This window comes from Minwuia sp. IMCC3009 (assembly GCF_029909415.1).
Lineage (GTDB): Bacteria > Pseudomonadota > Alphaproteobacteria > Minwuiales > Minwuiaceae > Minwuia.
Genome location: NZ_CP123781.1, coordinates 1,767,373 through 1,789,448 on the forward strand (window position 1 = coordinate 1,767,373; position 22,076 = coordinate 1,789,448).

General features: G+C 63.7%; 22 protein-coding genes. 16 read left to right on the forward strand and 6 right to left on the reverse strand.

Annotation, left to right across the window (positions count from 1 at the left end; all coding sequences use genetic code 11):
- Positions 1 to 5: 5 nt before the first annotated feature.
- From QGV55_RS08385 to QGV55_RS08410, 6 genes are all read left to right on the forward strand, one after another.
- Complete coding sequence (locus QGV55_RS08385) at positions 6 to 1,244, forward strand: cytochrome b N-terminal domain-containing protein (protein WP_281017277.1); 1,239 nt, start codon at positions 6 to 8, stop codon at positions 1,242 to 1,244.
- A complete protein-coding gene (locus QGV55_RS08390) occupies positions 1,244 to 2,014 on the forward strand; it encodes a cytochrome c1 (RefSeq protein WP_281017276.1) in 771 nt (256 codons plus the stop codon). Before QGV55_RS08385 ends, QGV55_RS08390 begins: the two co-directional genes overlap by 1 nt.
- Positions 2,015 to 2,206: 192 nt before the next feature.
- A complete protein-coding gene (locus tag QGV55_RS08395; RefSeq protein WP_281017275.1) occupies positions 2,207 to 3,166 on the forward strand; it encodes a hypothetical protein in 960 nt (319 codons plus the stop codon).
- 48 nt (positions 3,167 to 3,214) lie between these two features.
- Positions 3,215 to 4,093 carry an S-methyl-5'-thioadenosine phosphorylase gene (locus QGV55_RS08400; RefSeq protein ID WP_281017274.1) on the forward strand — a complete coding sequence of 293 codons (879 nt, stop codon included), beginning with the start codon at positions 3,215 to 3,217 and terminating at the stop codon, positions 4,091 to 4,093.
- 17 nt (positions 4,094 to 4,110) lie between these two features.
- Complete coding sequence (locus tag QGV55_RS08405) at positions 4,111 to 4,644, forward strand: adenine phosphoribosyltransferase (protein WP_281017273.1); 534 nt, start codon at positions 4,111 to 4,113, stop codon at positions 4,642 to 4,644.
- A gap of 4 nt (positions 4,645 to 4,648) precedes the next feature.
- Positions 4,649 to 5,527: a VOC family protein gene (locus QGV55_RS08410; protein ID WP_281017272.1), complete on the forward strand. Its 879-nt coding sequence runs from the start codon at positions 4,649 to 4,651 to the stop codon at positions 5,525 to 5,527.
- Between the two features lie 146 nt (positions 5,528 to 5,673).
- Here the strand turns inward: QGV55_RS08410 and QGV55_RS08415 are convergent, their stop codons facing one another.
- A complete protein-coding gene (locus QGV55_RS08415) occupies positions 5,674 to 6,090 on the reverse strand; it encodes a GFA family protein (RefSeq protein ID WP_281017271.1) in 417 nt (138 codons plus the stop codon).
- A gap of 85 nt (positions 6,091 to 6,175) precedes the next feature.
- On the opposite strand from QGV55_RS08415, the gene QGV55_RS08420 reads away from it, so the two are divergent.
- From QGV55_RS08420 to QGV55_RS08435, 4 genes are all read left to right on the forward strand, one after another.
- The gene (locus QGV55_RS08420; protein WP_281023578.1) at positions 6,176 to 7,165 is read left to right on the forward strand and encodes a helix-turn-helix domain-containing protein; all 990 of its coding nucleotides are present in this window, start codon (positions 6,176 to 6,178) and stop codon (positions 7,163 to 7,165) included.
- Positions 7,166 to 7,198: 33 nt separating this feature from the next.
- Complete coding sequence (locus QGV55_RS08425; protein WP_281017269.1) at positions 7,199 to 8,047, forward strand: enoyl-CoA hydratase; 849 nt, start codon at positions 7,199 to 7,201, stop codon at positions 8,045 to 8,047.
- Positions 8,048 to 8,200: 153 nt separating this feature from the next.
- Positions 8,201 to 9,478: a HAMP domain-containing sensor histidine kinase gene (locus tag QGV55_RS08430; RefSeq protein ID WP_281023727.1), complete on the forward strand. Its 1,278-nt coding sequence runs from the start codon at positions 8,201 to 8,203 to the stop codon at positions 9,476 to 9,478.
- A gap of 81 nt (positions 9,479 to 9,559) precedes the next feature.
- On the forward strand, positions 9,560 to 10,096 hold the full coding sequence (locus QGV55_RS08435) for a hypothetical protein (RefSeq protein WP_281017267.1): 537 nt from the start codon (positions 9,560 to 9,562) through the stop codon (positions 10,094 to 10,096).
- A gap of 71 nt (positions 10,097 to 10,167) precedes the next feature.
- Here the strand turns inward: QGV55_RS08435 and asnB are convergent, their stop codons facing one another.
- From asnB to QGV55_RS08460, 5 genes are read right to left on the reverse strand one after another with little or no spacing between them, the layout of a single operon-like run.
- A complete protein-coding gene (asnB, locus tag QGV55_RS08440; protein WP_281017266.1) occupies positions 10,168 to 11,958 on the reverse strand; it encodes an asparagine synthase (glutamine-hydrolyzing) in 1,791 nt (596 codons plus the stop codon).
- Positions 11,958 to 12,773 (reverse strand): aldolase/citrate lyase family protein, encoded by an 816-nt coding sequence (locus QGV55_RS08445; protein ID WP_281017265.1) that lies wholly within the window; start codon positions 12,771 to 12,773, stop codon positions 11,958 to 11,960. Before QGV55_RS08445 ends, asnB begins: the two co-directional genes overlap by 1 nt.
- On the reverse strand, positions 12,770 to 14,248 hold the full coding sequence (locus QGV55_RS08450; RefSeq protein ID WP_281017264.1) for an aminotransferase class I/II-fold pyridoxal phosphate-dependent enzyme: 1,479 nt from the start codon (positions 14,246 to 14,248) through the stop codon (positions 12,770 to 12,772). Before QGV55_RS08450 ends, QGV55_RS08445 begins: the two co-directional genes overlap by 4 nt.
- A complete protein-coding gene (locus QGV55_RS08455) occupies positions 14,248 to 15,501 on the reverse strand; it encodes an O-antigen ligase family protein (RefSeq protein WP_281017263.1) in 1,254 nt (417 codons plus the stop codon). Before QGV55_RS08455 ends, QGV55_RS08450 begins: the two co-directional genes overlap by 1 nt.
- A gap of 9 nt (positions 15,502 to 15,510) precedes the next feature.
- On the reverse strand, positions 15,511 to 15,933 hold the full coding sequence (locus tag QGV55_RS08460; protein WP_281017262.1) for a PaaI family thioesterase: 423 nt from the start codon (positions 15,931 to 15,933) through the stop codon (positions 15,511 to 15,513).
- A gap of 135 nt (positions 15,934 to 16,068) precedes the next feature.
- On the opposite strand from QGV55_RS08460, the gene mnmA reads away from it, so the two are divergent.
- From mnmA to QGV55_RS08490, 6 genes are all read left to right on the forward strand, one after another.
- Complete coding sequence (gene mnmA, locus QGV55_RS08465) at positions 16,069 to 17,208, forward strand: tRNA 2-thiouridine(34) synthase MnmA (protein WP_281017261.1); 1,140 nt, start codon at positions 16,069 to 16,071, stop codon at positions 17,206 to 17,208.
- Between the two features lie 48 nt (positions 17,209 to 17,256).
- Positions 17,257 to 18,147, forward strand: coding sequence for a LysR family transcriptional regulator (locus tag QGV55_RS08470; RefSeq protein ID WP_281017260.1), 891 nt, complete (start codon positions 17,257 to 17,259; stop codon positions 18,145 to 18,147).
- A gap of 84 nt (positions 18,148 to 18,231) precedes the next feature.
- Complete coding sequence (locus tag QGV55_RS08475; RefSeq protein ID WP_281017259.1) at positions 18,232 to 19,038, forward strand: putative hydro-lyase; 807 nt, start codon at positions 18,232 to 18,234, stop codon at positions 19,036 to 19,038.
- 25 nt (positions 19,039 to 19,063) lie between these two features.
- Positions 19,064 to 20,101 carry a TRAP transporter substrate-binding protein gene (locus QGV55_RS08480; RefSeq protein ID WP_281017258.1) on the forward strand — a complete coding sequence of 346 codons (1,038 nt, stop codon included), beginning with the start codon at positions 19,064 to 19,066 and terminating at the stop codon, positions 20,099 to 20,101.
- 93 nt (positions 20,102 to 20,194) lie between these two features.
- On the forward strand, positions 20,195 to 20,755 hold the full coding sequence (locus tag QGV55_RS08485) for a TRAP transporter small permease (protein WP_281017257.1): 561 nt from the start codon (positions 20,195 to 20,197) through the stop codon (positions 20,753 to 20,755).
- Positions 20,755 to 22,038 (forward strand): TRAP transporter large permease, encoded by a 1,284-nt coding sequence (locus QGV55_RS08490; RefSeq protein WP_281017256.1) that lies wholly within the window; start codon positions 20,755 to 20,757, stop codon positions 22,036 to 22,038. The genes QGV55_RS08485 and QGV55_RS08490 overlap by 1 nt, the downstream gene beginning before the upstream one ends.
- Positions 22,039 to 22,076: the final 38 nt, after the last annotated feature.

The window sequence follows — 22,076 nt, forward strand, 5'->3', positions numbered from 1 at the left end:
CAGACATGTCATTTCAGACCGACAACAAGCTGATCAAGTGGTTCGACGACCGTCTGCCGCTGGTCTCCGTGATGCATCACACCTTCGTGCAGCATCCATATCCGCGTAACCTGAATTTTGCCTATCAGTTCGGGTCGATCCTGGGCGTCATGCTGACCCTGCAGATCGTCACCGGCATCGTGCTGGCCATGCACTACACGGCGCACACGTCGATGGCGTTCGACTCGGTCGAGCACATCATGCGTGACGTCAACTACGGCTGGCTGCTGCGCTACATGCATGCCAACGGCGCCTCGATGTTCTTCATCGCCGTCTACCTGCACATGTTCCGCGGTCTCTACTACGGATCGTACAAGGCCCCGCGGGAAATGATCTGGATGATCGGTGTGGTCATCCTGCTGGTCATGATGGCCACGGGCTTCATGGGCTACGTGCTGCCCTGGGGTCAGATGAGCTTCTGGGGTGCCACGGTCATCACCAACCTGTTCAGCGCCCTGCCGGTGGTGGGTGATCCCATCGTGACCTGGCTCTGGGGTGGCTTCGCGGTCGACAATCCGACCCTGAACCGGTTCTTCAGCCTGCATTACCTGCTGCCGTTCGTGATCTTCGGCCTGGTGTTCCTGCACCTGGTCGCCCTGCACCAGAAGGGGTCGACCAACCCGCTGGGTATCGAGATCAAGGGCCCGGCCGACTATATCTCCTTCCACCCCTACTTCACGGTGAAGGACTTCTTCGGCTTCGCAGCCTTCGGCGTGCTGTTCGCGGTCTTCGTCTTCTGGTTCCCGAACTATCTGGGGCATCCGGACAACTACATCCCGGCGGATCCGCTGGTGACGCCCGCGCACATCGTGCCCGAATGGTACTTCCTGCCGTTCTACGCGATCCTGCGGTCGGTGCCGGACAAGCTGCTGGGTGTGCTGGCCATGTTCGCGGCCATCGGCGTGCTGTTCATCCTGCCCTGGCTGGATCGCAGCCGGGTCCGGTCGGCAGCGTTCCGCCCGCAGTACAAGTGGTTCTTCTGGATCTTCGCGCTGGATTGCATCGTGCTGGGTTATGCCGGCAGCCAGCCGGCAGAGGGTCCGATGCTGGTCGTTTCCCAGATCGCCACGTTCTACTACTTCTTCCACTTCATCTTCCTGATGCCGGTACTTGGCTGGTTCGAACGACCCAAACCATTGCCGACCTCCATCTCGGAGGCCGTGCTGGCAGGCAAGGCAAGCACTTCAGCCGGGGAGAACGCATGATGATCAATCGCAGCATCAAGGTTCTCGCAGGTGCCGTGCTCGGCATCGGCCTGATGACCGGCGGCGCGCTTGCCGCCGGTGACGCCAAGGAACTGAAGTCGGTCGACTGGCACCACTCCGGCCCCTTCGGCACCTATGACCGTGCCCAGGTCCAGCGTGGCTTCCAGGTCTATACGGAGGTCTGTGCGGCCTGCCACGGCCTGAAGTACATCGCCTATCGCAACCTGATGGAGATCGGCTTCAGCGAGGAGCAGGCAAAGGCCATCGCGGCGGAGAAGGAGATCGAGGATGGTCCCGACGCGGCCGGTGACATGTTCACGCGCCCGGGTCGGCTTTCCGACAAGGTCCCTTCACCGTTCCCCAACCAGAACGCGGCCAAGGCGTCCAATGGCGGTGCCTATCCGCCAGACCTGTCGCTGCTGGCCAAGGCCCGTGTCGGTGGTGAGGACTATCTCTATTCGCTGCTGAGCGGCTACGGCGAGGACAGCCACGGGCACGAGTGCCCGAACGGCACCTACAACAACCCGTACTTCGCGGGCGGGTGCCTGGCGATGCCTGCGCCTCTGGCCGACGATCTGATCGAGTATGTGGACGGTACGCCTGCCACTGTCGATCAGATGGCAAAGGATGTCTCCGCGTTCATGACCTGGGCCGCCGAGCCCAAGATGGAAGAGCGCAAGGCCATGGGCTTCAAGGTGATCATCTTCCTGCTGATCATGAGCGGCCTGCTCTATGCGGCGAAGCGCCGGATCTGGGCGCGCCTGCACTGATCGCATCTGGCACGCTGTGCCGGAGGCCATCAACGAACGGCAAAGGGGTGACGGTCCGACCGTCACCCCTTTTCTGTATCTGGAAACGGCATCACGTGGCATGGTCATCGCATGACGCCTCAAGGGTCCAGGAACGACGAATCGACGCCCGGTGTCGCGGCGGACGACGCCGGGACACCGCAGGAGGTCCTGTTGTCTGACGCGCCGGCTGTGAAACACGAGATGCACCAGGCGCTGCATGCGGACCGGGACCAGGACGCGCTGTTCTCGTCAGTTGCAGACGCGGATTCCGAGGTCACGCTGATCTCCCCCTGGGACCTGATCCTCCGGTCCTGGCGGCTGTTCCTGATCAACCTCGATGTCTTCCTGGCGCTGATGTGGCGTCCCTTTGCCGCGACCGCGCTTGCCGCATTCGGTGCGGTCGAGCTGGTTCCGGTCATCGGTGTCGATATTGCCACCCTGGGCTATACGCTGGTGGCCCTGGTCGTTGTGGTTCCCGTCATCACCGCCTGGCACCGGATGATCCTGCTCGGGTCCGACAATCCGGAGGCACGCGTCAACTACAGGGTCGGCGGCGCGGAATGGGCCTATCTCAAGGGCGCGGCACTTCTCTATGGCCTCGGCTACGTGATCGGCCTGGTGGTGGAGCAGATCTACGGCCCCTTGCTCGGTGGCCCGTTGCTCTGGGCCGCGCGGGAAGGGCTGGATGTCGGTGACGTCATCGCACGTTACGGTCAGGCGGGCGTTCACTGGATCGCGGTGGCGCTGATCGTGGGTTTTCTGGTCGCGCGCTTCTTTCTGGTGCTGCCCGCGGCCGCGATCGGGATGCCGTTCAGCTTCTCGCAATCCGCAGCCGCGACACGGGGACAGGGTGTGCGGCTTGTCCTGGCCTATCTGCTGGCCAGTCTTCCGGCCTTCATTCTGGCGTTCCTGTTCGATTCACCACAGACCGTGCTGTCCGGCGCCAGCAACACCGATGTGCAGTTCCTCGACCTGGTGCTCGCGATCCTGCCCCGCATCCTGCTCTACACCATCGCGGTCGGCATCCTGTCACTGGCGTTCGAGCAGCTTGTTGGCGTACCAAAGCGGGTGCGCCGGAAGCTGATGACGGATACAGATTCGATCCCGGCTCCGTTACCGCCGCGGCAATGATGGCCATCCGCAACAGCAGACACAAAGACAAGAACTGGGAGTGAATGCATGACCGAGAGTGAGACTGTCATTGGCGTCCTTGGAGGCAGCGGTGTCTACGGCATGGACGGCCTGGAGGATACCGAGTGGCGACGTGTGGAAAGCCCGTTCGGCACACCGTCGGATGAACTGCTGTTCGGTCGCCTGCACGGCGTCCAGATGGTCTTTCTGCCGCGTCACGGACGCGGCCACCGGATCAGTCCGACCGAAATCAACTATCGCGCCAACATCGACGCGCTGAAACGCGCGGGCTGCACCGATGTGATCTCCGTCTCCGCCTGCGGCTCCTTCCGGGAGGAACTGGCACCAGGCAGTTTCGTCATCGTTGACCAGTTCATCGACCGGACCTTCGCGCGGGAGAAGTCGTTCTTCGGCAGCGGTCTCGTGGCGCATGTCTCCATGGCCGACCCGGTCTGCTCCCGCCTTGGCGACGCGCTCGAACAGGCGGCGACCGAGTGCGGCATCGAGCATGCGCGGGGCGGGACCTATCTGGCGATGGAGGGGCCGCAGTTCTCCACCCGCGCCGAGAGTTTCCTCTATCGGGACTGGGGTTGTTCGGTCATCGGCATGACGAACATGCCGGAGGCGAAACTGGCGCGCGAGGCCGAGCTCTGCTACGCGACCGTCGCCATGGTGACGGACTACGACTGCTGGCGGGAAGGTGACGCCCATGTGGATGTGGAGGCGGTGCTGACGATCCTGCACGGGAATGCGGACAAGGCGCAGAACCTGATTTCCGCCGTCGCGCCGAAGCTTGCCGGTCACCGTCCCGCCTGCACTGCGGGCTGCGACCGGGCGCTGGAAGTCGCCCTGATCACACCGCCGGATGCCCGCGACGATGCCATGGTGAGCCGGCTTGATGCGGTTGCCGGCCGCGTTCTTTCCTGACCGGGGGGCAACAGCGCATGACCAACGAGATCCGCGACCGTATCCGCACCATTCCCGACTATCCGAAGCCCGGGATCATGTTCCGCGACGTGACGACGCTCTGGAACGATGCCCGTGGTTTCCGCACTGCCATCGACCTGCTGGTCCAGCCCTATGCCGGGGTCCGGATCGACAAGGTGGCGGGTATCGAAGCCCGCGGCTTCGTCATCGGCGGGGCTGTCGCGCACCAGCTTTCGGTCGGCTTCATTCCGATCCGGAAGCAGAACAAGCTGCCCGGCAGGACGATCGGGGAGGACTATGACCTGGAGTACGGCACCGACCGGGTCGAGATCCACGATGATGCGATCAGTGAAGGGCAGAACGTGCTGGTCGTCGATGACCTGCTGGCCACAGGTGGCACGGCGGAGGCTGCGGTGAAGCTGATCCGCCGGGCAGGGGGGACAGTGGTCGGCTGCTGCTTCATCGTTGATCTGCCCGACCTTGGCGGCATGAAACGCCTGCAGGACATGGGCCTGAGTGTCATGGCCCTTTGTGCCTTCGAGGGCGAATAGGTCCATGAGTGCGCAGAAGAACGTTTCAGGCGTGCTGCGCGGCATCGACCACCTGGTCCATGCCGTCGATGACCTGGAAGGCTGCGCCGACGCCTTTCGCAGGCTCGGCTTCACCCTGACCCCACGGGGGCGGCACCGCGACATGGCGACCGGCAACTACTGCATCATGTTCGCCGATGACTACATCGAACTGATGGGCATCATCGACCCCGACCTGCCGGACCGGGGGCTGCGGGATCGCATGGCGGCACAGGGGGAGGGGCTGGACCGCTGTGCCTTCGCCGTCGAGGATGTGGATGTCGCCTTCACGACCCTGAGTGCTGCCGGATTCAACGTGAATGGTCCGATCGACCTGCGCCGCCCGCTCGAACTGCCGGAGGGCGAGGTTGAACCCCGGTTTCGCCTGATCCGGTTCGACGGCGGCGAAACGCGCCTGCTGAACGGTTTCATCTGCTACCACGACACCCCGGAAATCACGCGGCGACCCGAATGGCTGATCCATGCGAACGGTGTCACCCGCATCCTGGGGCTGGTCGCGGTTGCGGCTGATCCGGCCGCGCTTGGTGCAGCGTGGGCGCGGCTGCTGGGCGCTGATGCGATCCACGAAACGGCAACCGGGATCACGATGCAGGTCGGACCACATTGCGTCGAGATCGCACGGCATGACGCGGTACAGGCCATGCTGCCGGGCCTGTCGGCAAATGATGTTCCTGCCATCGACCGGATGCTGGCCATGCGGCTCGCCGTTTCCGATAGTGCCGCGACGCGGGATGTGCTGACCGCGAATGGCGTTGCATTCTCTGATCAGGCAGACGGATCGGTCTTTGTCCCGCCCGCGGCAACCGGCGGGACCGTGATCATCCTTGTTCAGGAGGGGTACTGAGGGTGCCGGAGAGCCCAACCCTCATCACCTTTGTCATAGCGTCAATGCTCGTCCTGCTGATTCCGGGCCCCAGTTTCATCTATGTCCTGACGCGGAGCCTCGGTCAGGGCTGAAAGACGACCGCCATTGGACGGTCGGTCATTCGTCTATTGTCGCGGCGGTGGCATGCGCTCGAACAGCGGCAAGGCGTCAGGAAGCTGGTGAAACGGCTGGCGGTCAATGCAGAAGATCGCCAGCCGCGGCTGATCATAGAGGGACGGATCGTCCAGCGTGCCTGCCTTCAGGACCAGCAGGCTGCGCATGTCAGGGCGTCGTGTGGTGATGTGGGTGCCACAGGTGCCACAGAAATCCCGCGTGACGGCGGCATGGATGTCATCGCGCTGAAACGTCTGCGGTGCGCCGAGAACGTAGCGGAAACCTTCAATGGGCATCAGCATGAAGTAGTTGGGCCCACCCCCCGAGAAGTACTGGCACTCGCGGCAGTGACACTGTGCACGCAGCACCGGCTCCCCCACCGCCTGATAGCGCAGCGCGCCGCAATAGCATCCACCTTCAAGGGTCATGTCGGCCTCCGTTTCTGATGCGCCGCAGTCTGGTGTGTCGACCGACAGTGTCCTAGTGTCAGAAATGACATTTAAGAGGCTGAAAATGACAAACTCCATTGATGCACCCATCCGGGTGGCATTGCTTGAGCCGCCCATGTGCATGGAAACAAGTCTCGCCCTCTCGCGCGACGTGCTGGCGACGGCAAACAAGGTGGCCAGGGGGCTGGGCATCACATCGCCGTTTGATGTGGTCCAGACCAAGGTGGAACATGTCAGGACAGGCGGTGACATCGCGGACGTGGTCGTGCTGCCCGGATTGGGACTGGACACCGCAAGGGAGGTCGAGGATTCCCTTGAAGGCCCCGAGATCGTGGCCATCGTCCGGGCGCTGAACTGTTTGCGCGGGCCACAGACAATTCTCGCGACATCCTGCACGGGCGTATTCGCTTTCGGGCAGGCCGGGCTGATCGATGGCCGGCAGGTAACGACAACCTGGTGGCTTGCCCCGCTGCTTCAGGCCCGGTTCCCGAAGTCCCGGCTTCGGGCAGGTGATCTCGTGATCCAGGACGGCAGGATCGTTACTGCAGGCGCCGCACTGGCGCATGTCGACCTGATGATGCACCTGGTCGAGAGTCTGGCGGGAGCAGGTATCGCGGATGCCTGTCGCCGATACCTGGTCGTCGACGCGCGAAGCAGCCAGATGCCCTATACCTCGACCGCGACGCTGGTGGCGGCCGACCCGGCGTTGCGAAAGGCTGAACTGTTTGTGCGACAGAACATGAGCCGGCCCCTCGGTGCAGCCGAGATCGCCGCTGCCTCTGGATTGGGAATGCGCACATTTGCCCGTCGGATGGGACGGGTAGCGGGGATGACGCCGAACCATTTCCTGCAATCCATTCGTGTCAGCCGGGCGGTGCGCCTGGCCTGTACCTCGGCACGTTCGAACGACGAGATTGCCGTCAGCGTCGGCTACTCCGACGCGGCATCGCTGCGCCGTGCGGTGAAGCGCATGACAGGCATGACACTTGAGGAATTCCGGCGGAGGCGAGTTCGGGATGGCTCCTCCAATTCCGCGGGCATACTATCTCGGTGAAACGCAAGAAATGCCCGGGGAGGGGCCACGATCATGTCCGAATTCGAAACCGTCCTGTACGAACGCCCCACTGAGCATGTGGCGCGTATTGTCCTCAACAGACCTGATGCCAGGAATGCCCAGAACACGCAGTTGCTCTACGACCTGAACGCGGCGTTCGACAAGGCGGCACGCGATGATGAGGTGAAGGTGATCATGCTTGCCGGAAACGGCCCGCATTTCTCCTCCGGCCATGACCTGCGGGAAGCGAACAGCTACGACAACATGGACGACCATACGACGGTCGGTACCTGGTGCGGCTGGCACTGTGCCGGCGCAGAGGCGCAGATGGCGCGGGAGAGGGAGATCTACATCGGTTTCTCGGAGCGCTGGCGCAATATCCCCAAGCCGACAATTGCCGTCGTGCAGGGAAAGGTCATTGCCGGGGGATTGATGCTGATCTGGCCCTGCGACATCATCATCGCCGCTGAAGGCTCCATGTTTCTGGACAATACGGTCGGCATGGGCGTCGGCGGGGTCGAGTACTTCGGTCATCCCTGGGAGGTAGGCGCACGCAAGGCGAAGGAGATGCTGTTCACTGCGGACTGGCTTTCGGCTGAGGATGCGCGGGCGCTGGGGATGGTGAACCACGTTGTTCCAGGCCCGGAGCTGGACGGTTTCGCACTGGATATGGCTGAACGGATCGCTGCCAAGCCCCTGTTCGCGCTGAAACTGGCAAAGGAGGCGGTCAATGCTGCGCAGGACTGTTCAGGGCGCCAGAATGCCATGCAGACGGCATTCGCGCTGCATCATGTTGCACACAGCCACAACATGCAGGTTCATGGGATGCTGATCGATCCGACAGGCCTTGCACCGGCGGTCAAGGGAAAGGAAAGGAAATAGCGATAGTCTTCAGACTTTCGTTTCGGATGGTGAAAGACAATCTCGACGCCAGATAGCACATTCTACCTGTCTGATCGGGCAGCGCTGACTCCTCTCTATTGCGAGTTCCGTGACCGTGACAGTGAAAGCCGATTTCTGCAGACCCGCCGCACGATGGGGCAGCGGAAGCTGCGCTTCATCGCGTTGACCGTGCTGTGCGCGGTGGGGCCGCTTGAGGTCGTTGACTACCTGAAGCTGGGATGGTCAACCGAACTGCTCATGATCACCATGACCAGGTCTGTCGTGGTCCTGATGGCTGCCCTGGTCCTGTTCGTGACGTTCCAGGATGTCAGGTTCCGACAGGTGATTGCAGCGGTCTTCCTGCTCGGCAGCGCGATTCTCGTTCAGGTGGTGATGAATTCCATCGTCTACAGCGAGGATCAGAAGGGTATCCTCCTGCAGCAGGTACTGGTCAGCGTCTTCGGATTGATCTTCTATCCGTTGTCACTGCGGATCATGGTTCCGGCAATCTTCGGTTTCAACTTCGTCTTCTTCGGCAGTCTGCTGGTCCAGCAGGGCGGGGCCGATCCTGAAGTCCTGCGCATGATTGTCTGGGGCGGTGTGGCACTGATGCTGGGGCTGTTCACGGCCCGGCAGGTGAATCGCGCGGAGCGCCTCAATTATCTTGAGTTGCGACGTCGCGACATCGCGGAGGCCCAGTTGCTCGCGGCGCGCCAGCAGGCCGAGGACGCGAGCCGCGCGAAGTCCGAGTTTCTCGCCAACATGAGCCATGAACTTCGTACCCCACTGAATGCCGTGATCGGGTTCTCCGAGATGATGAGCCACCAGATATTCGGCCCCCTCGGCAACGACCGGTACACTGAGTACGTCAAGGATATCGGGGCCAGTGGCAGGCATCTGCTGTCACTGATCGACGAAGTCCTGTATTTCACGAAGATCGAAGCCGGTACGCAGGAACTTCGGTTTCAACCGATCGACCTTGGCAAACTGTCCGACGAGACCGTTCGCATGCTGGTGCCACAGGTGCTGGAGGCTGGGCTGGTGATCCAGGTGCATCTGGCAGAGGAGCCGGTCATCGTCCGCGCGGACACGCGTGCCATGCGGCAGATCCTGCTGAATCTGGCGTCGAACTCCATCAAGTTCACTGATCCGGGTGGCCAGATCGACATCCACGTCGGTCGGACTTCGGCCGGATTGGGCTTCGTGCGGATAGAGGATACCGGCGTCGGAATCCCGCTGTCGCAGCAGGAGCGGATCCTGCGGCCGTTCGAACAGATCGAATCGAGCGACACGCGGTCCCGCCCGGGGTGGGGCCTGGGCCTGTCCATCGTCTCTGTTCTGGTACGGCTTCACGACGCCCGGATGAACATCGTGAGTGCGCCGGGTCAGGGGACGAGCATTACCATCACGTTCCAGGAAGTGGCGGGCTGACGGCCGGCGACGGGAACCTGTTGCAGTCTGTATTGCGAACGATTATTATTTGCATATTGACCGCACTGACAGGGGACCGCCATGGGTACCATCGTGGCCATACAGCCACCACACACGCGCCTGGCCATTCCGGACCTCGGGGAGGCGGATCGCCTGTTTCTCTGGATGATCAGGACCTGGGTACAGGGCCTGAACCAGAGCATCGAGGTCGATCACGAGATCGAGGCCGGCCTGCTGGCGCATCGCATTCCGGAAGCCCTGACCGCCTTTGATGGCTTCATGATGTCGATTGCTACATGTGCCCGACGCAATATCGACATCCAGCTGCGACGGTCCACGGCGATCAGTACGGATGAAGTCATCCTGCTTCGCGCCTTTGGCGCCGTGGGCTCAGGAATGCGCGCCCTTTCCGCAAGCGTCCTCTCCTTGCTGGTCGACGGAACCGGTCGACGTATCGCGACGGACAATCTGGAGCGGCTGGCGGATCATTTTGCCGGTGCGGCACTGGTGCCGACGCTTTTCATGAAGCCGGAACGCCCGACGGTCGGGGCAGGCACCTGGCACGGAAACACGATCACCGGAAGGCTGACCGCCGGGAGTGTCCCCGATGTGCTCTAGCCACGCGCTGCGCCTGGCCTGCCCGTTCGGCTGGCTGATGGACAGGCTTCTCGGGTGATCCTGCGCGACTGTCAGACGTCCGCGTCAATGAACAGGCGGTGCCAGTGTTCCAGGGCCATGAGCGCGCGGACTTCACGGGTATTGTTGCGGCTACCCTGGATATGGCTTTCCAGCAGTAGGCGGACTGTATCGGGCTGGAACAGTCCGCGATCGTTGAACTGGTCCGACAACAGCATTTCGCGGGCATGACCCGCCAGATCCTGTTTCAGCCACTCGCCTACCGGCACGGTGAACATCTGTTTCGATCGGTCGGTCAATGCGCTGCCAAGCAGCGGACGCACCGTGTGTTTCAGGATGTGCTTGGTGCGGCCCTGGCTCAGTTTCAGCTCTGCCTGCATGCGGAAGGCGAGTTCAACGATCCGATAGTCCAGGAACGGCGTCCGCGCCTCCAGTGAAACGGCCATGCCCATCCGGTCCGGCTTGACCAGATTGTTGCCGGGCAGCAGCAGCAGGGCATCGAGATAGAGCGCGCGCGTCAGGTGATCGAATTGCGGGACATCCGCCAGATGACCGGCAATCAGATCGTGCGTCGACAGACCGGCAACGGCCTTCGCCGCGCCGCGGGCATACAGATCCGCATCCAGCGTGGCTTCCGGGAAAAGTGTCAGTGCGCTGTCGGTATAGGTCCGTGCAAAGCTGGCGTCGTCGCCGAATGTGGCATCGGGACCGAAGAAGTTCAGATACTTGTCGTAGCCCGCGAACAGTTCGTCACTGCCGTCACCGGTCAGGACCATCTTGGTCTCTGCGGCCGCCAGTTCGGCCACCCGCAAGGTCGGCATGAAGGAGACGTCGCCGTGCGGTTGCTCCAGATGGTGCAGCACATCCGGCCAGCGCCCCAGCATGCGCGGGGAGACGATCTCGTGGCGGTGATTGGTGCCGAAGCGACGGGAGACAGCGTGCGCATGCCGCGTCTCGTCAAAGCGCTGATCCTCGAACCCGATGGAGAAGGTATCGACCGGGCGGGACATGTGCATCGCCATCAGCCCCGTGACCGTGCTGGAATCGATGCCGCCCGACAGGAAGGCACCAAAGGGCACGTCCGCCCGCAGCCTGATCCTGACCGAATCATCCAGCAGGGCCAGCAGTTCGGCAGAGGCATCGGCCAGCTTCATCGGTTTCGGTTCGATGTCCGACAGCCGCCACCAGCGGTCCTCCACCGTGCCCGTCGGACTGATCGACAGGCGCCCGCCCGGCGGGATGTGCCGAATGCCTTCGAACGCAGTCAGGGGCGGGGGAACATAATTCAGGACCAGAAAGTGATGCAGTGCCTCCCGGCTCGCGACAGGCCGGACACCGGTCGCGAAGATCGGCTTGATCTCGGAGGCGAAGGTGAGGCGCGTGCCGTTGTCGTGCACGTAGAGCGGCTTCACCCCCATGCGGTCGCGATAGAGGTGCAGCACAGGGCGATCCCCGCGCCCGTCGTGGACCGCGATGGCGAACATGCCGTTCAGATGCCGCACGAAGTCGACGCCGTCCCGCAGGTAGAGTGCCAGCAGGACTTCGGTATCGGAATGGGTCCGCAGGGCGATGCCATCCCGTCGCAGCATCTCCGCCAGCTCGACGAAGTTGAAGATCTCTCCGTTCTGCACGACGGAGACCTTGCCCTCCGCTGCCGTCATCGGCTGATGGCCGCCCTCGATGTCGATGATCGACAGACGCCGGTTGCCGATTGCGCCATGGCTGAAACGGACATGACCGCTGTCATCAGGTCCCCGATGGGTCAGCAGGCGGTCCATCTGAAGCAGGTCGGCGTCAGGCAGCGCAGCGCCGGATCGGTCGAAATAGCCGTAGATACCGCACATCAGGCCTGCCCCCTGTCCGTCGCCTTGCGACGAACGATCCGCTCCACCGCCGCCACTAGACGCAGCCGGTCATTCTCGGCCTCGTCCGCGCTGCGCCGGGCCAGGCGTTCGACAGCTCGTCTGATACGTCCGATCTCGCCCTGCCAGTCGAATGGCCCCGTCGCACGTTCCTTGAACTTGCGTGACAGCATGACGGATGTGGAACCGAGCCGGATATGCTCCGCCAGGATCATCTCGGCATCCAGATCACCATGGCCAAGCCGTGCCATGCCACCGAAGCCGAAAGGTTTCCCGACCGCTTTCGTCACCATGGCCAGCCGTTCGACCGTGCCATCGGCAAGCGGCTGAAACATGAAGCTGTCGCCCCTGTCGAGGTGCAGGTCGTTCAGGCCGATATAGATGGCCTCGACGCCATCGAGTGCCGCGATCTGTTTCAGCGCCTCCGCCGAGGCCACGGTCTCGATCAGCGGCACCAGGGGCAGGCGCCCGGCTATCGCCCGACACATGGCGGCGGCATCCGAGGCGCTGCGGATCATCGGCAGCATGACCTGCTGTACGCCGGCCGCCAGAACCGTCTCAAGCTGCTCCGGGGCCAGATCCGGCCAGGGGTCGGTCCGGACAAGGATATGGGCACCCGGAAAGGCATCACGGTAGCGCGCGATGTCGTCCGTCGACTGCGTGCTGATCCAGGTGCCGGTGCCCTGGCGTGCCTGCTTGCCCGCGCGCTCCAGATCCAGGAACAGCCGGTCGACACCTGCGGAAAGTGCCGCCTTCGCCATCTCGGGCGATTCCGGGATCAGCATCAGATGCATCATGCTTCGAGCACCTGGCGCAGGGTGGCAATGACCCGGTCCTGATCCGCCTCCGACATGCCGGTCCCGGACGGCAGACAGAGTCCGGTCAGGAACAGCCGGTCACTGACCGACTGGTGTTCGTCGTGGGCATAATAGGGCGCGTCCTGAAACAGCGGCTGCATGTGCATCGGTTTCCACACCGGTCGGGTCTCGATCTCGTGCTGCTGCAGCCGTCGCATGATGGTGTAGGGATGCATGCCGATGGAGTCGGGTTCGAAGGTACAGACGGACAGCCAGCGGTTGCTGCGGCTCCAGTTCGGTTCCGGCATCCAGTCGACGCCGGGTACGTCATGCAGTCCGTTGCGATAGCGTTCGAAGATGGCGCGGCGCTGCTCCACCCGCTCCGGCAGCAATCGGAGCTGCCCGCGCCCGATGCCCGCCAGCACGTTGGAGAGGCGGTAGTTGTAGGCCATCTCGCTGTGCTGATAATGCGCTGCCGGGTCGCGTCCCTGGGTCGCGAGCCAGCGTGCGCGGTCCAGGGCCTCCAGATCGTTGCTGACCAGCGCGCCACCGCCTGAGGTCGTGATGATCTTGTTGCCGTTGAAGGAATAGATGCCAAAGCGGGCGAAGGTGCCGCTGGGCTTGCCCCGACAGGTCGCGCCGAGGCTCTCGGCCGCATCCTCGATCAGGGCCACGTCGTGTGCCGCGCAGATCCGGCCAATCGCGTCATAATCGGCGCTTTGTCCGTAGATGTTGACGCAGATGACGGCCTTCGGCGGTCGGCCCTGCCGTTCGGCATCCTGCAAGGCCCGCTCCAGCGCGTCGGGGCTCATGTTCCAGCTTTCCGGCTCGCTGTCGATGAAGACCGGTCTTGCACCCTGATACAGGATCGGGTTGCAGCTCGCGACGAAGGTCAGGCTGGAACAGAACACCGTGTCTCCCGGTCCGACGTCGAGCAGCCGCAGCGCCAGATGGATCGCTGCGGTTCCTGAACTCAGCGCCACCGCGCCGCCGACCCCGACCAGTTCGGCCAGTTCACGCTCGAAGGAGTCCACATGCGGGCCGACAGGTGCGATCCAGTTGGTGTCGAAGGCCTCCACCACCAGCTCGCGTTCCTCCGCCCCCATGTGCGGGGCGGAGAGCAGGATCGGTGCCTGCATGTGCGAAAGATGGAACAGGCCGACAGGGCGACCCTGGTCGTCAACGACCGGCAGGTGGATCAGGCCGCCCGAGTTCATGAACTGGCGCGCCGACGCGCTGGAAGTGCCCTCCGGCACGGTCTTGGGTGTCACGGGCGCCAGTCCCGAGAGTGTCTGGTTCAGGTCATCGCTGACCATGATTGCCCGCCGGATGTCTCCGTCAGTGATGACCCGGATCAGGTGATCTGCCGCATCGGCCATCAGCAGGCACCCGAGCCCACCTGCGTCCAGTCTCTGCAGGGCCTCCCGTACCGGTGTTTCCGGCCGCACCAGCAGCTTTCCGATATCCGTGATCATCAGGCTCGTGCCTCCTGATGGCCATGGCGTGTACCGGCAATGACCAGCGTCGCGATCAGAATGAACATGCAGATCCACCATCCCAGCCAGATCGAGTGTGCGGCGCCAAAGGCACCAAGACCCATGGCGATCAGTGCGGTCACGGTCGCGCGCTGTCGGTTGGGCAGATGCAGGGCCGCCAGGTGCAGCGCGGCGATCATCATCACCGCGGCCAGTGCGCCAAGAAGCCCGATATCCTGCCAGATCTGCGCGAAGATCGAGTGCGGATGCCAGAGATGATCCATCTTGTAGTAGTCACCCGGCCCCGAGTAGGTCGCGTTCAGCCGCTCGAACTCCAGGCCGTGACCCAGAATCGGGTGATTGCGCACCGTATCGACCACCGCAGTCCAGATCTCGAACCGTTCAAGCAACTTGTACTCAAGCAGACTGGATCCATCCAGGCTGGCCAGCAGCGCCGCGTTGATCGCCGGGAAGGCCAGCGGCGACAGCAGCATGAAACCTGCCGTCACGCAGAACATCACCAGCACACCGGCCTGCCGCGTCAGATGGCAGAACACATAGACAAGTATGCCGATCACACCGATCAGCTGAGAGGTCTCGCTGATGGTCATGAAGGACAGGATCAGGACCAGCAACAGGGCGAGGGGGAACTTCCAGCCGGGGCGCGTGATCGCGACCAGCGTGGCAACCGACAGGGTCATCACGACCCAGAAATCGTTGAACCGCGCCATGAACAGGTCCGGTGTCAGTGCCCAGGCCGTTGCGAGCAGCCCGTCCGGTGTTTCGAGATTGCGCGAGAAGACGGTCCTGATCCGCAGCAGCAGGTGATCGCTGAGCAGGTCGAACAGGGCAATGGCGACACCGACGGCGATGCCCGCGACGAGTGCCCTGACGATCAGCCTGCGCGCACCGGGCAGTGCCGCGGCCAGCAGAACAAGGGGGATGCCGGGCACGACGGCCATGGCGCTTCGGATCGCAAGTTCCTGCATCCGGTCCGACTGTTCAGGCAGTGCCGACCAGAGCGGGCTCAGCAGGCCGAGCACCATGATGGCCACCAGTCCGCCAAGCCCCAGCCAGACGGCCCTGTGGGAGAAGGCATTGGCCACCGCACCACGATGCTTGAGCAGCCATGGCAGGGACAGGACAGCCGCACCACCGGCGAGCCAGGCGATGCCGCGGTCGGCCACGAACGCCAGCCAGGGGATCAGGAAGGCCGAGAGGCCGAGGCCCGTCAGGGCGAGGGGGCGGGTCATCTCTGTGCTTCAGGACTCGGGTGGCAGCGCATAGGTACCGGTCACATGCGCCACCGGGTCCGCCATGCCGTCCGAGAACAATGAAACTTCACCCACAGCGAGACGGCGACCCAGTTTCAGCAATCGCACTTCCGCAATGATGTCCGCCGGGGTTGGCAGGCGCAGGAAATTCATGGTGATCGATGTGGTGACCGACTGGGTCTTCGGCCCCACCATGGCCATGACCGCAATGTAGAGACCAACATCCGCCATCCAGAACAGCGTCGGGCCAGAAACAGTGCCGCCGGGTCGCAGATGCGTTTCATTCACCGGCATGCGCAGGCGCGCCGTCATGTCCCCGGCCTGCTCGATCACCATGCCCAGATGGCTGGATTGCGGGAACTCCCGCGCCAGCAGGTCCGTCAGTTCATCGGGTGTCATAACGGCGGCCATGGCCTGATCTCCGGCGCTGTGAGCATGTCATGCTGACTTGCCCGAGGGGGCATGGTCAGTCAAGCGCGACGGTTTCGCCGGGAACAATGGCCGCGGTGGTTTCACGAACCGCCGAAACCGCCTATATGCAGCGCCATGGAGCTGGATCTGAACATCGCTAGGCCCCGTTCGGAAACCCGTGTGGTGGTTGCCATGTCCGGGGGCGTCGACTCCTCGGTGACTGCGGCAATGGTGAAGGCGGCCGGTTACGACACCGTCGGGATCACCCTGCAGCTCTACGACCATGGTGCCGCCGTGGAGCGCAAGGGGGCCTGCTGCGCCGGGCAGGACATCCTCGACGCGCAGCGCGTGGCGGAACGGATCGGCATCCCGCACTATGTGCTGGACTACGAGAGCCGTTTCCGGGACGCGGTGATCGACGATTTCGCCGACAGCTATCTGCGTGGCGAGACCCCGGTGCCCTGCATCCGCTGCAACCAGACCGTCAAGTTCCGCGATCTGCTGCAGACCGCGCGGGATCTGGGCGCGGACGCCCTCGCCACGGGCCACTATGTCCGCCGCGTGACCGGTGAGGGCGGAGCCGAACTGCGGGCAGCGGTCGATGACAGCCGGGACCAGAGCTATTTCCTGTTCGCCACCACGGCTGAGCAGCTTGAATTCCTGCGCTTCCCCCTCGGTGACCTGCCGAAGTCCGAAGTGCGGGCGCTGGCAGAGCGGTTCGACCTGCCCGTGGCCGCGAAGCCGGACAGCCAGGACATCTGCTTCGTGCCGAACGGCGACTATCGCCGGGTGATCGAGAAACTGCGCCCCGACGCCCGTGTGCCCGGCAACATCGTCGACCTGTCCGGTGCGGTACTGGGACAGCATGACGGGATCATCGGCTACACCATCGGTCAGCGGAAGGGCCTGGGGCTGGGCGGAGAGGCGGGCGGCCATACGGAACCGCGCTTCGTTGTCCGGCTGGACCCGTCACGGGCGGAGGTCGTCGTCGGCCCGCGGGAGGCGCTGGCCTGCGCCAGCCTGACGGTGAATGAACTCAACTGGCTGGGGGACGAACCGCTGCCGGTCGAGGGCAGGGCGGTCATGGCCCGCATCCGCAATACTGCCGACGCCGTGCCAGGCCGGTTGATCCCGGCCGGCAACGGCATGGCGACGATGCAGTTCGCTGCGCCGGAGTTCGGGGTCTCGCCAGGTCAGGCCTGTGTCTTCTACGATGATGACCGGGTGCTGGGTGGCGGCTGGATCGTCGAGGCGGAAAGCGCAATCGCCGCCTGACACCTGACAACTGCACCTGGCGACAGGCTGGATCAGGGATCGTCATTCATGCGCTTCACGTTCGATCAGATACGGACCTTTCTGGCCGTCGCACAGGCCGGCGGCGTGCGCCGCGCCGCGGAGACGCTGCATCTGACGCAACCGGCCGTCACCGCCAGGCTCAAGGGGCTGGAGGAGGCACTGGGTGTCACCCTGTTCGACCGCAAGGCCGGGATGGCGCTGACCAAGGACGGCATCGCCCTGGTCGGCTATGCCGAGCAGTTCCTGAAGCTGAACGACCTGATCCAGCGCGATGTGGCGCGCCCCGACAGTATCGACCAGCTGTTCCGCATCGGCGTGTCGGAGACCATCGTGCAGTCATGGCTGCCGGAGTTCATTGCCGAGCTGCGAGCGGCCTTTCCCCGGCTGTCGGTGGAGATCGACGTCGACATCTCGCAGAACCTGCGCGACCGGCTGCTGGCCAGTGCCATCGATTTCGCGATCCTGATGGGTCCGGTCTCCAACTACCGTGTGGAGAACGTGCATCTGCCGGACTATCCCATCGCCTGGTTCTGTGCACCCGGCCGGATCGGAGGCATGAGTGCGGAGGAGATATTCCTGTCGTCGCCGGTCATCACCTTTGCCCGCGATACCCGGCCCTTCCGCGTCCTGAAGGAGGTCATGCTGGAACGCTATGGCCCCGGGGTGGTGCTCTTCCCGTCCTCCTCGCTCTCGGCCTGTTTCAGGCTGGTTGCATCGGGCCTGGGCGTCGGTGCCTTGCCCCTGGCGCTCGCCGATCAGGCGCTGAAGAGCGGCGAGATCGAGCGTTTCGATCCCGGCTGGAGCCCGGAACCGCTGGCTTTCACCGCATCCTACCTCGGCGCGCCGGAAAGCGCCGTGGGCGGACAGGCTGCCGAGATAGCGCGGCGTATCGCGGAGCGCTATGATCAGAATTCCTGATCAAATTTGATCCAAAATTGAAATTTGATCGAATGGAGCCCTGCACCTTACCGTTGTGCTGCGTAACGGAAGGGAACAGGGGACATGGCGGTGGCGGAAACGTTCGAGGGGCTGAAGGGCGCTGGTGTCCAGGGGGTGCGTGCCGCGATACGCAGCGGCAGATACACTGGACACACTGCCGGTCTCGCAGCGGGCAAGCTGCAGACCAACCTCGCCATCCTGCCGCGTGCCATGGCCGGTGACTTCCGGACGTTCTGCGAGCGCAATGCCCGTCCCTGTCCGCTGGTCGGTGTGACGGAACCGGGCAGCCCCAATCTGCCGGCACTGGGTGACATTGACCTGCGCACCGATGTGCCAGCCTACAACATCTATCGCGACGGCCGGCTGACCGAGACGGTCAGCGACGTCTCCGCATTCTGGCGCGACGATCTCGTCGGGTTCGCCCTGGGCTGCTCCTTCACATTCGAGCATGCGCTGATGGCGGCGGGTATCCCCATGCACCACATCGATGCCGACCGGACCGTGCCGATGTACCGGACCAATATCGCGACCGAGGCGGTCGGCCCGTTTGGCGGCGGCATGGTGGTGTCCATGCGCTATATCGCGGCGGACCAGGTTGCCCGCGCCATCGAGGTGACTGCGGCCTTTCCATGGGCACATGGTGCCCCCATTCATCAGGGCGACCCGGCGGAGATCGGTATCGCCGACCTGCAGGTGCCGGACTGGGGCGACCCACCCTGTGGGCCGGAAGGGGTGCCCGTGTTCTGGGCCTGTGGTGTGACCCCCCAGAACGCACTGACCAACGCACGACCGGAGATCTGCATCACCCATACGCCAGGCCGGATGCTGATCACCGATATCGACGACCAGACGAACGCGATCCTCAACTGAAGTCTCAAACAGGGAGAACAAGATAATGAAAAGAATCGCAACTCTCGCCGCCGCCCTCGCGGTGACGGCAACCGCTGCACTGGCCGATGGGCCGGTCGTGGTGAAGGCTGTTGGTACCTGGGGCAGCCTGACCAACTACCAGAAGCACGAAGGGCCGTTCTGGAACGAACGGATCGCCGCCGTGTCCGGTGGTTCGATCATTGGCGAGATCAAGCCGCAGACCGAACTGGGCCTGAAGGGTTTCGAGATCATGCGTCTGGTGAAGAACGGCGTGTTCGACTTCGCCTTTGGCCTGCCGGGCTATGTGGCGGCGGAGAATGCCATCTTCGAAGGTGCCGATCTCTCTTCCGTGACCCAGGACATCGCGACCCAGCGCAAGGTGGCGGAAGCCTATTTCCCGACCCTGGAGGAAGCCTTTGCCAAGTACTACAACGCGAAGCTGCTGACCCTCTATCCGTTCCCCAGCCAGACGCTGTGGTGCAATGGCGAGGTCAACGGCATCGAGGACCTGAAGGGCAAGAAGATCCGGGTCTATGCCACGACCCTGGGTGATTTCGTCGAGGGCGTGGGTGGCACCTCCGTCACCGTGCCCTTCGCCGAGGTCATTCCGGCGCTGGAGAAGGGCGTCGTCGATTGCGGCATCACCGGCACCATGTCCGCCTACAAGGCGAAGTGGCACCAGGTGGCAACGCATGCCTACACGCTGCGTGTCGGCTGGGGCCTGGCCTTCGGTGCCATGAACATGAAGAAGTGGAACGCCCTGTCGGCCGAGCAGCAGAAACTGCTGACCGACGAGATCGGCAAGCTGACCGATGAGATGTGGGCCGAGACCGCGACCGAGGACGAGGTGGCGATCAGCTGCATCACCGGCGGCAAGTGCGACATCGGCGAACCCGGCGCGATGGTGCTGGTGGAACCGTCGGCTGCGGACCTGGCGCTGCGCGACAAGGTCGCCAACGAGGTGGTGCTGGCCCGGTGGGCGGAACGTTGCGGTGCCGAGTGTGCATCGAACTGGAACGCCACCGTGGGCAGCCTGCTCGGACTGACGGCGAAGGCCAACTGATCCAGCCTTCGTTGCCGTGACTCCGGCCATCCCCTTGTCTCCTCCCCGGGGATGGCCGGAGTTCTCTGCCACACCTCCAGCGGGGTACCTCAGATGCTGCGCCTGATAGATGCCACTCACCGCTTTTCGCGCCTGCTGGTCTGGATCGGCGGCGGGATGATCCTGCTCTCCGCCCTGCTGGTCACGGTCGAGATCTTCGTCCGCAAGTTCGCGGGCGTCAGTATCGGCGGTGCCGACGAGATTTCCGGCTATGCCTTCGGCGTGGCCACCAGCCTGGGCCTTGCCTTCGCGCTTTTCGAACGCGCCCATATCCGGGTCGATGCCATTTTCCTGCTGCTCCCCGGACCGGCGCGCACAGGTCTGAACTTCATTGGCCTGGCCCTGCTGACCGGCTTCGCGGGCATCATCGCCTGGATGGGCTGGGGCATGGTCGCGGACACACTGGCCCACGGGTCGCGCTCCATCACGCCAATGCGCACGCCGCTGGCCATTCCCCAGATACCTTGGCTGGCCGGCTGGATCTTCTTCGTCCTGTGCGGGGTACTGCTGTTCGTCGGGGCCATCGTCGCCCTGCTGCGGCGCGACGGCGCCGGTGCTGATCGTCTGATCGGGGTGAAGACCCTGGACGAACAGATCGAAGACGAGACAGCCTGATGCTCACCAAGACACTGGTCATCCTGCTCGCCCTCATCGCGCTCGCGGTGCCGGTGGCTGCCGCCCTTGGCTGGCTGGGTCTCACCCTGCAGTACATGGAAAGCCCGATGCCGCTGCATCGTGCGCTTGGCGACATGGTCTGGCAGACCGGCACGGATTTCATCCTTGTGGCCATCCCGATGTTCGTGCTGCTGGGCGAGATCCTGCTGCGCTCCGGCATCGCGGAACGCATGTACGAAGGCATCGTGAAGTGGCTCGGCTGGTTGCCGGGCGGCCTGATGCACGCGAACACGGGCTCCTGCGCGCTGTTCGCCGCCACCTCCGGTTCCTCCGTTGCCACAGCCGCCACCATCGGCACGGTCGCGATCCCGCAGATCGAGCGGCGCGGCTACAACGAGCGGCTGTTCCTCGGCACCATCGCCGCAGGCGGTACGCTGGGCATCCTGATCCCGCCATCGATCAACCTGATCCTTTATGGGCTGCTGACCGACACATCGGTGCCGGAGCTCTACCTCGCGGGCTTCCTACCGGGCTTCCTGCTGGCGGCGCTGTTCATGGTGACGGTGATCGTGCTGTGCCTCTATCGCCGTTCATGGGGCGGGGAGCCGATCAGCGTGACCTGGGCAGAGCGCATTGCCGCGCTGCCGGCGCTGCTGCCGCCCATCGGGATCTTCATCGTGGTTGTCGGGTCCATCTACGCCGGTCTGGCGACGCCGACCGAAGCCGCGTCGCTGGGTGTCGTTGCCGCACTGATCCTGGCCGCGTCCAACCGGACACTGACCCTGTCGATGCTGCGCAGCGCGCTGGAGGGCACGATGCGGACGACATCGATGATCATGCTGATCATCTTTGCCGCCGTGTTCCTGAACTTCGTGCTGTCGATCATCGGCCTGACCCAGGCACTGGCGGACTTCGTCACCGGTCTGGGCCTGACCCCCATGCAGACCATGCTGATGCTGATCGCCGTTCTGGTCGTCATCGGCTGTTTCATGGAAACCCTGTCGATGCTGCTGACCACCGCGCCGCTGATCACGCCGATCGTCGTGGCGCTGGGGTTTGATCCGGTCTGGTTCGGCATCCTGCTGATGGTGCTGCTGGAAACGGCACTGATAACACCCCCCATCGGCATCAACCTTTATGTCGTGCAGGGCGTTCGCGACAAGGGACCGCTGTCCGACGTCATGATCGGTGCGGCTCCCTTTGTTCTGACCATGTTTGCAATGATCGCAATGCTGCTGATCTTTCCCGAGATCGCACTCTGGTTGCCCGGACTGTTCTATTAAGGTCCGGGACCATGTGCGCGGGAATCACGGCAGGCGAG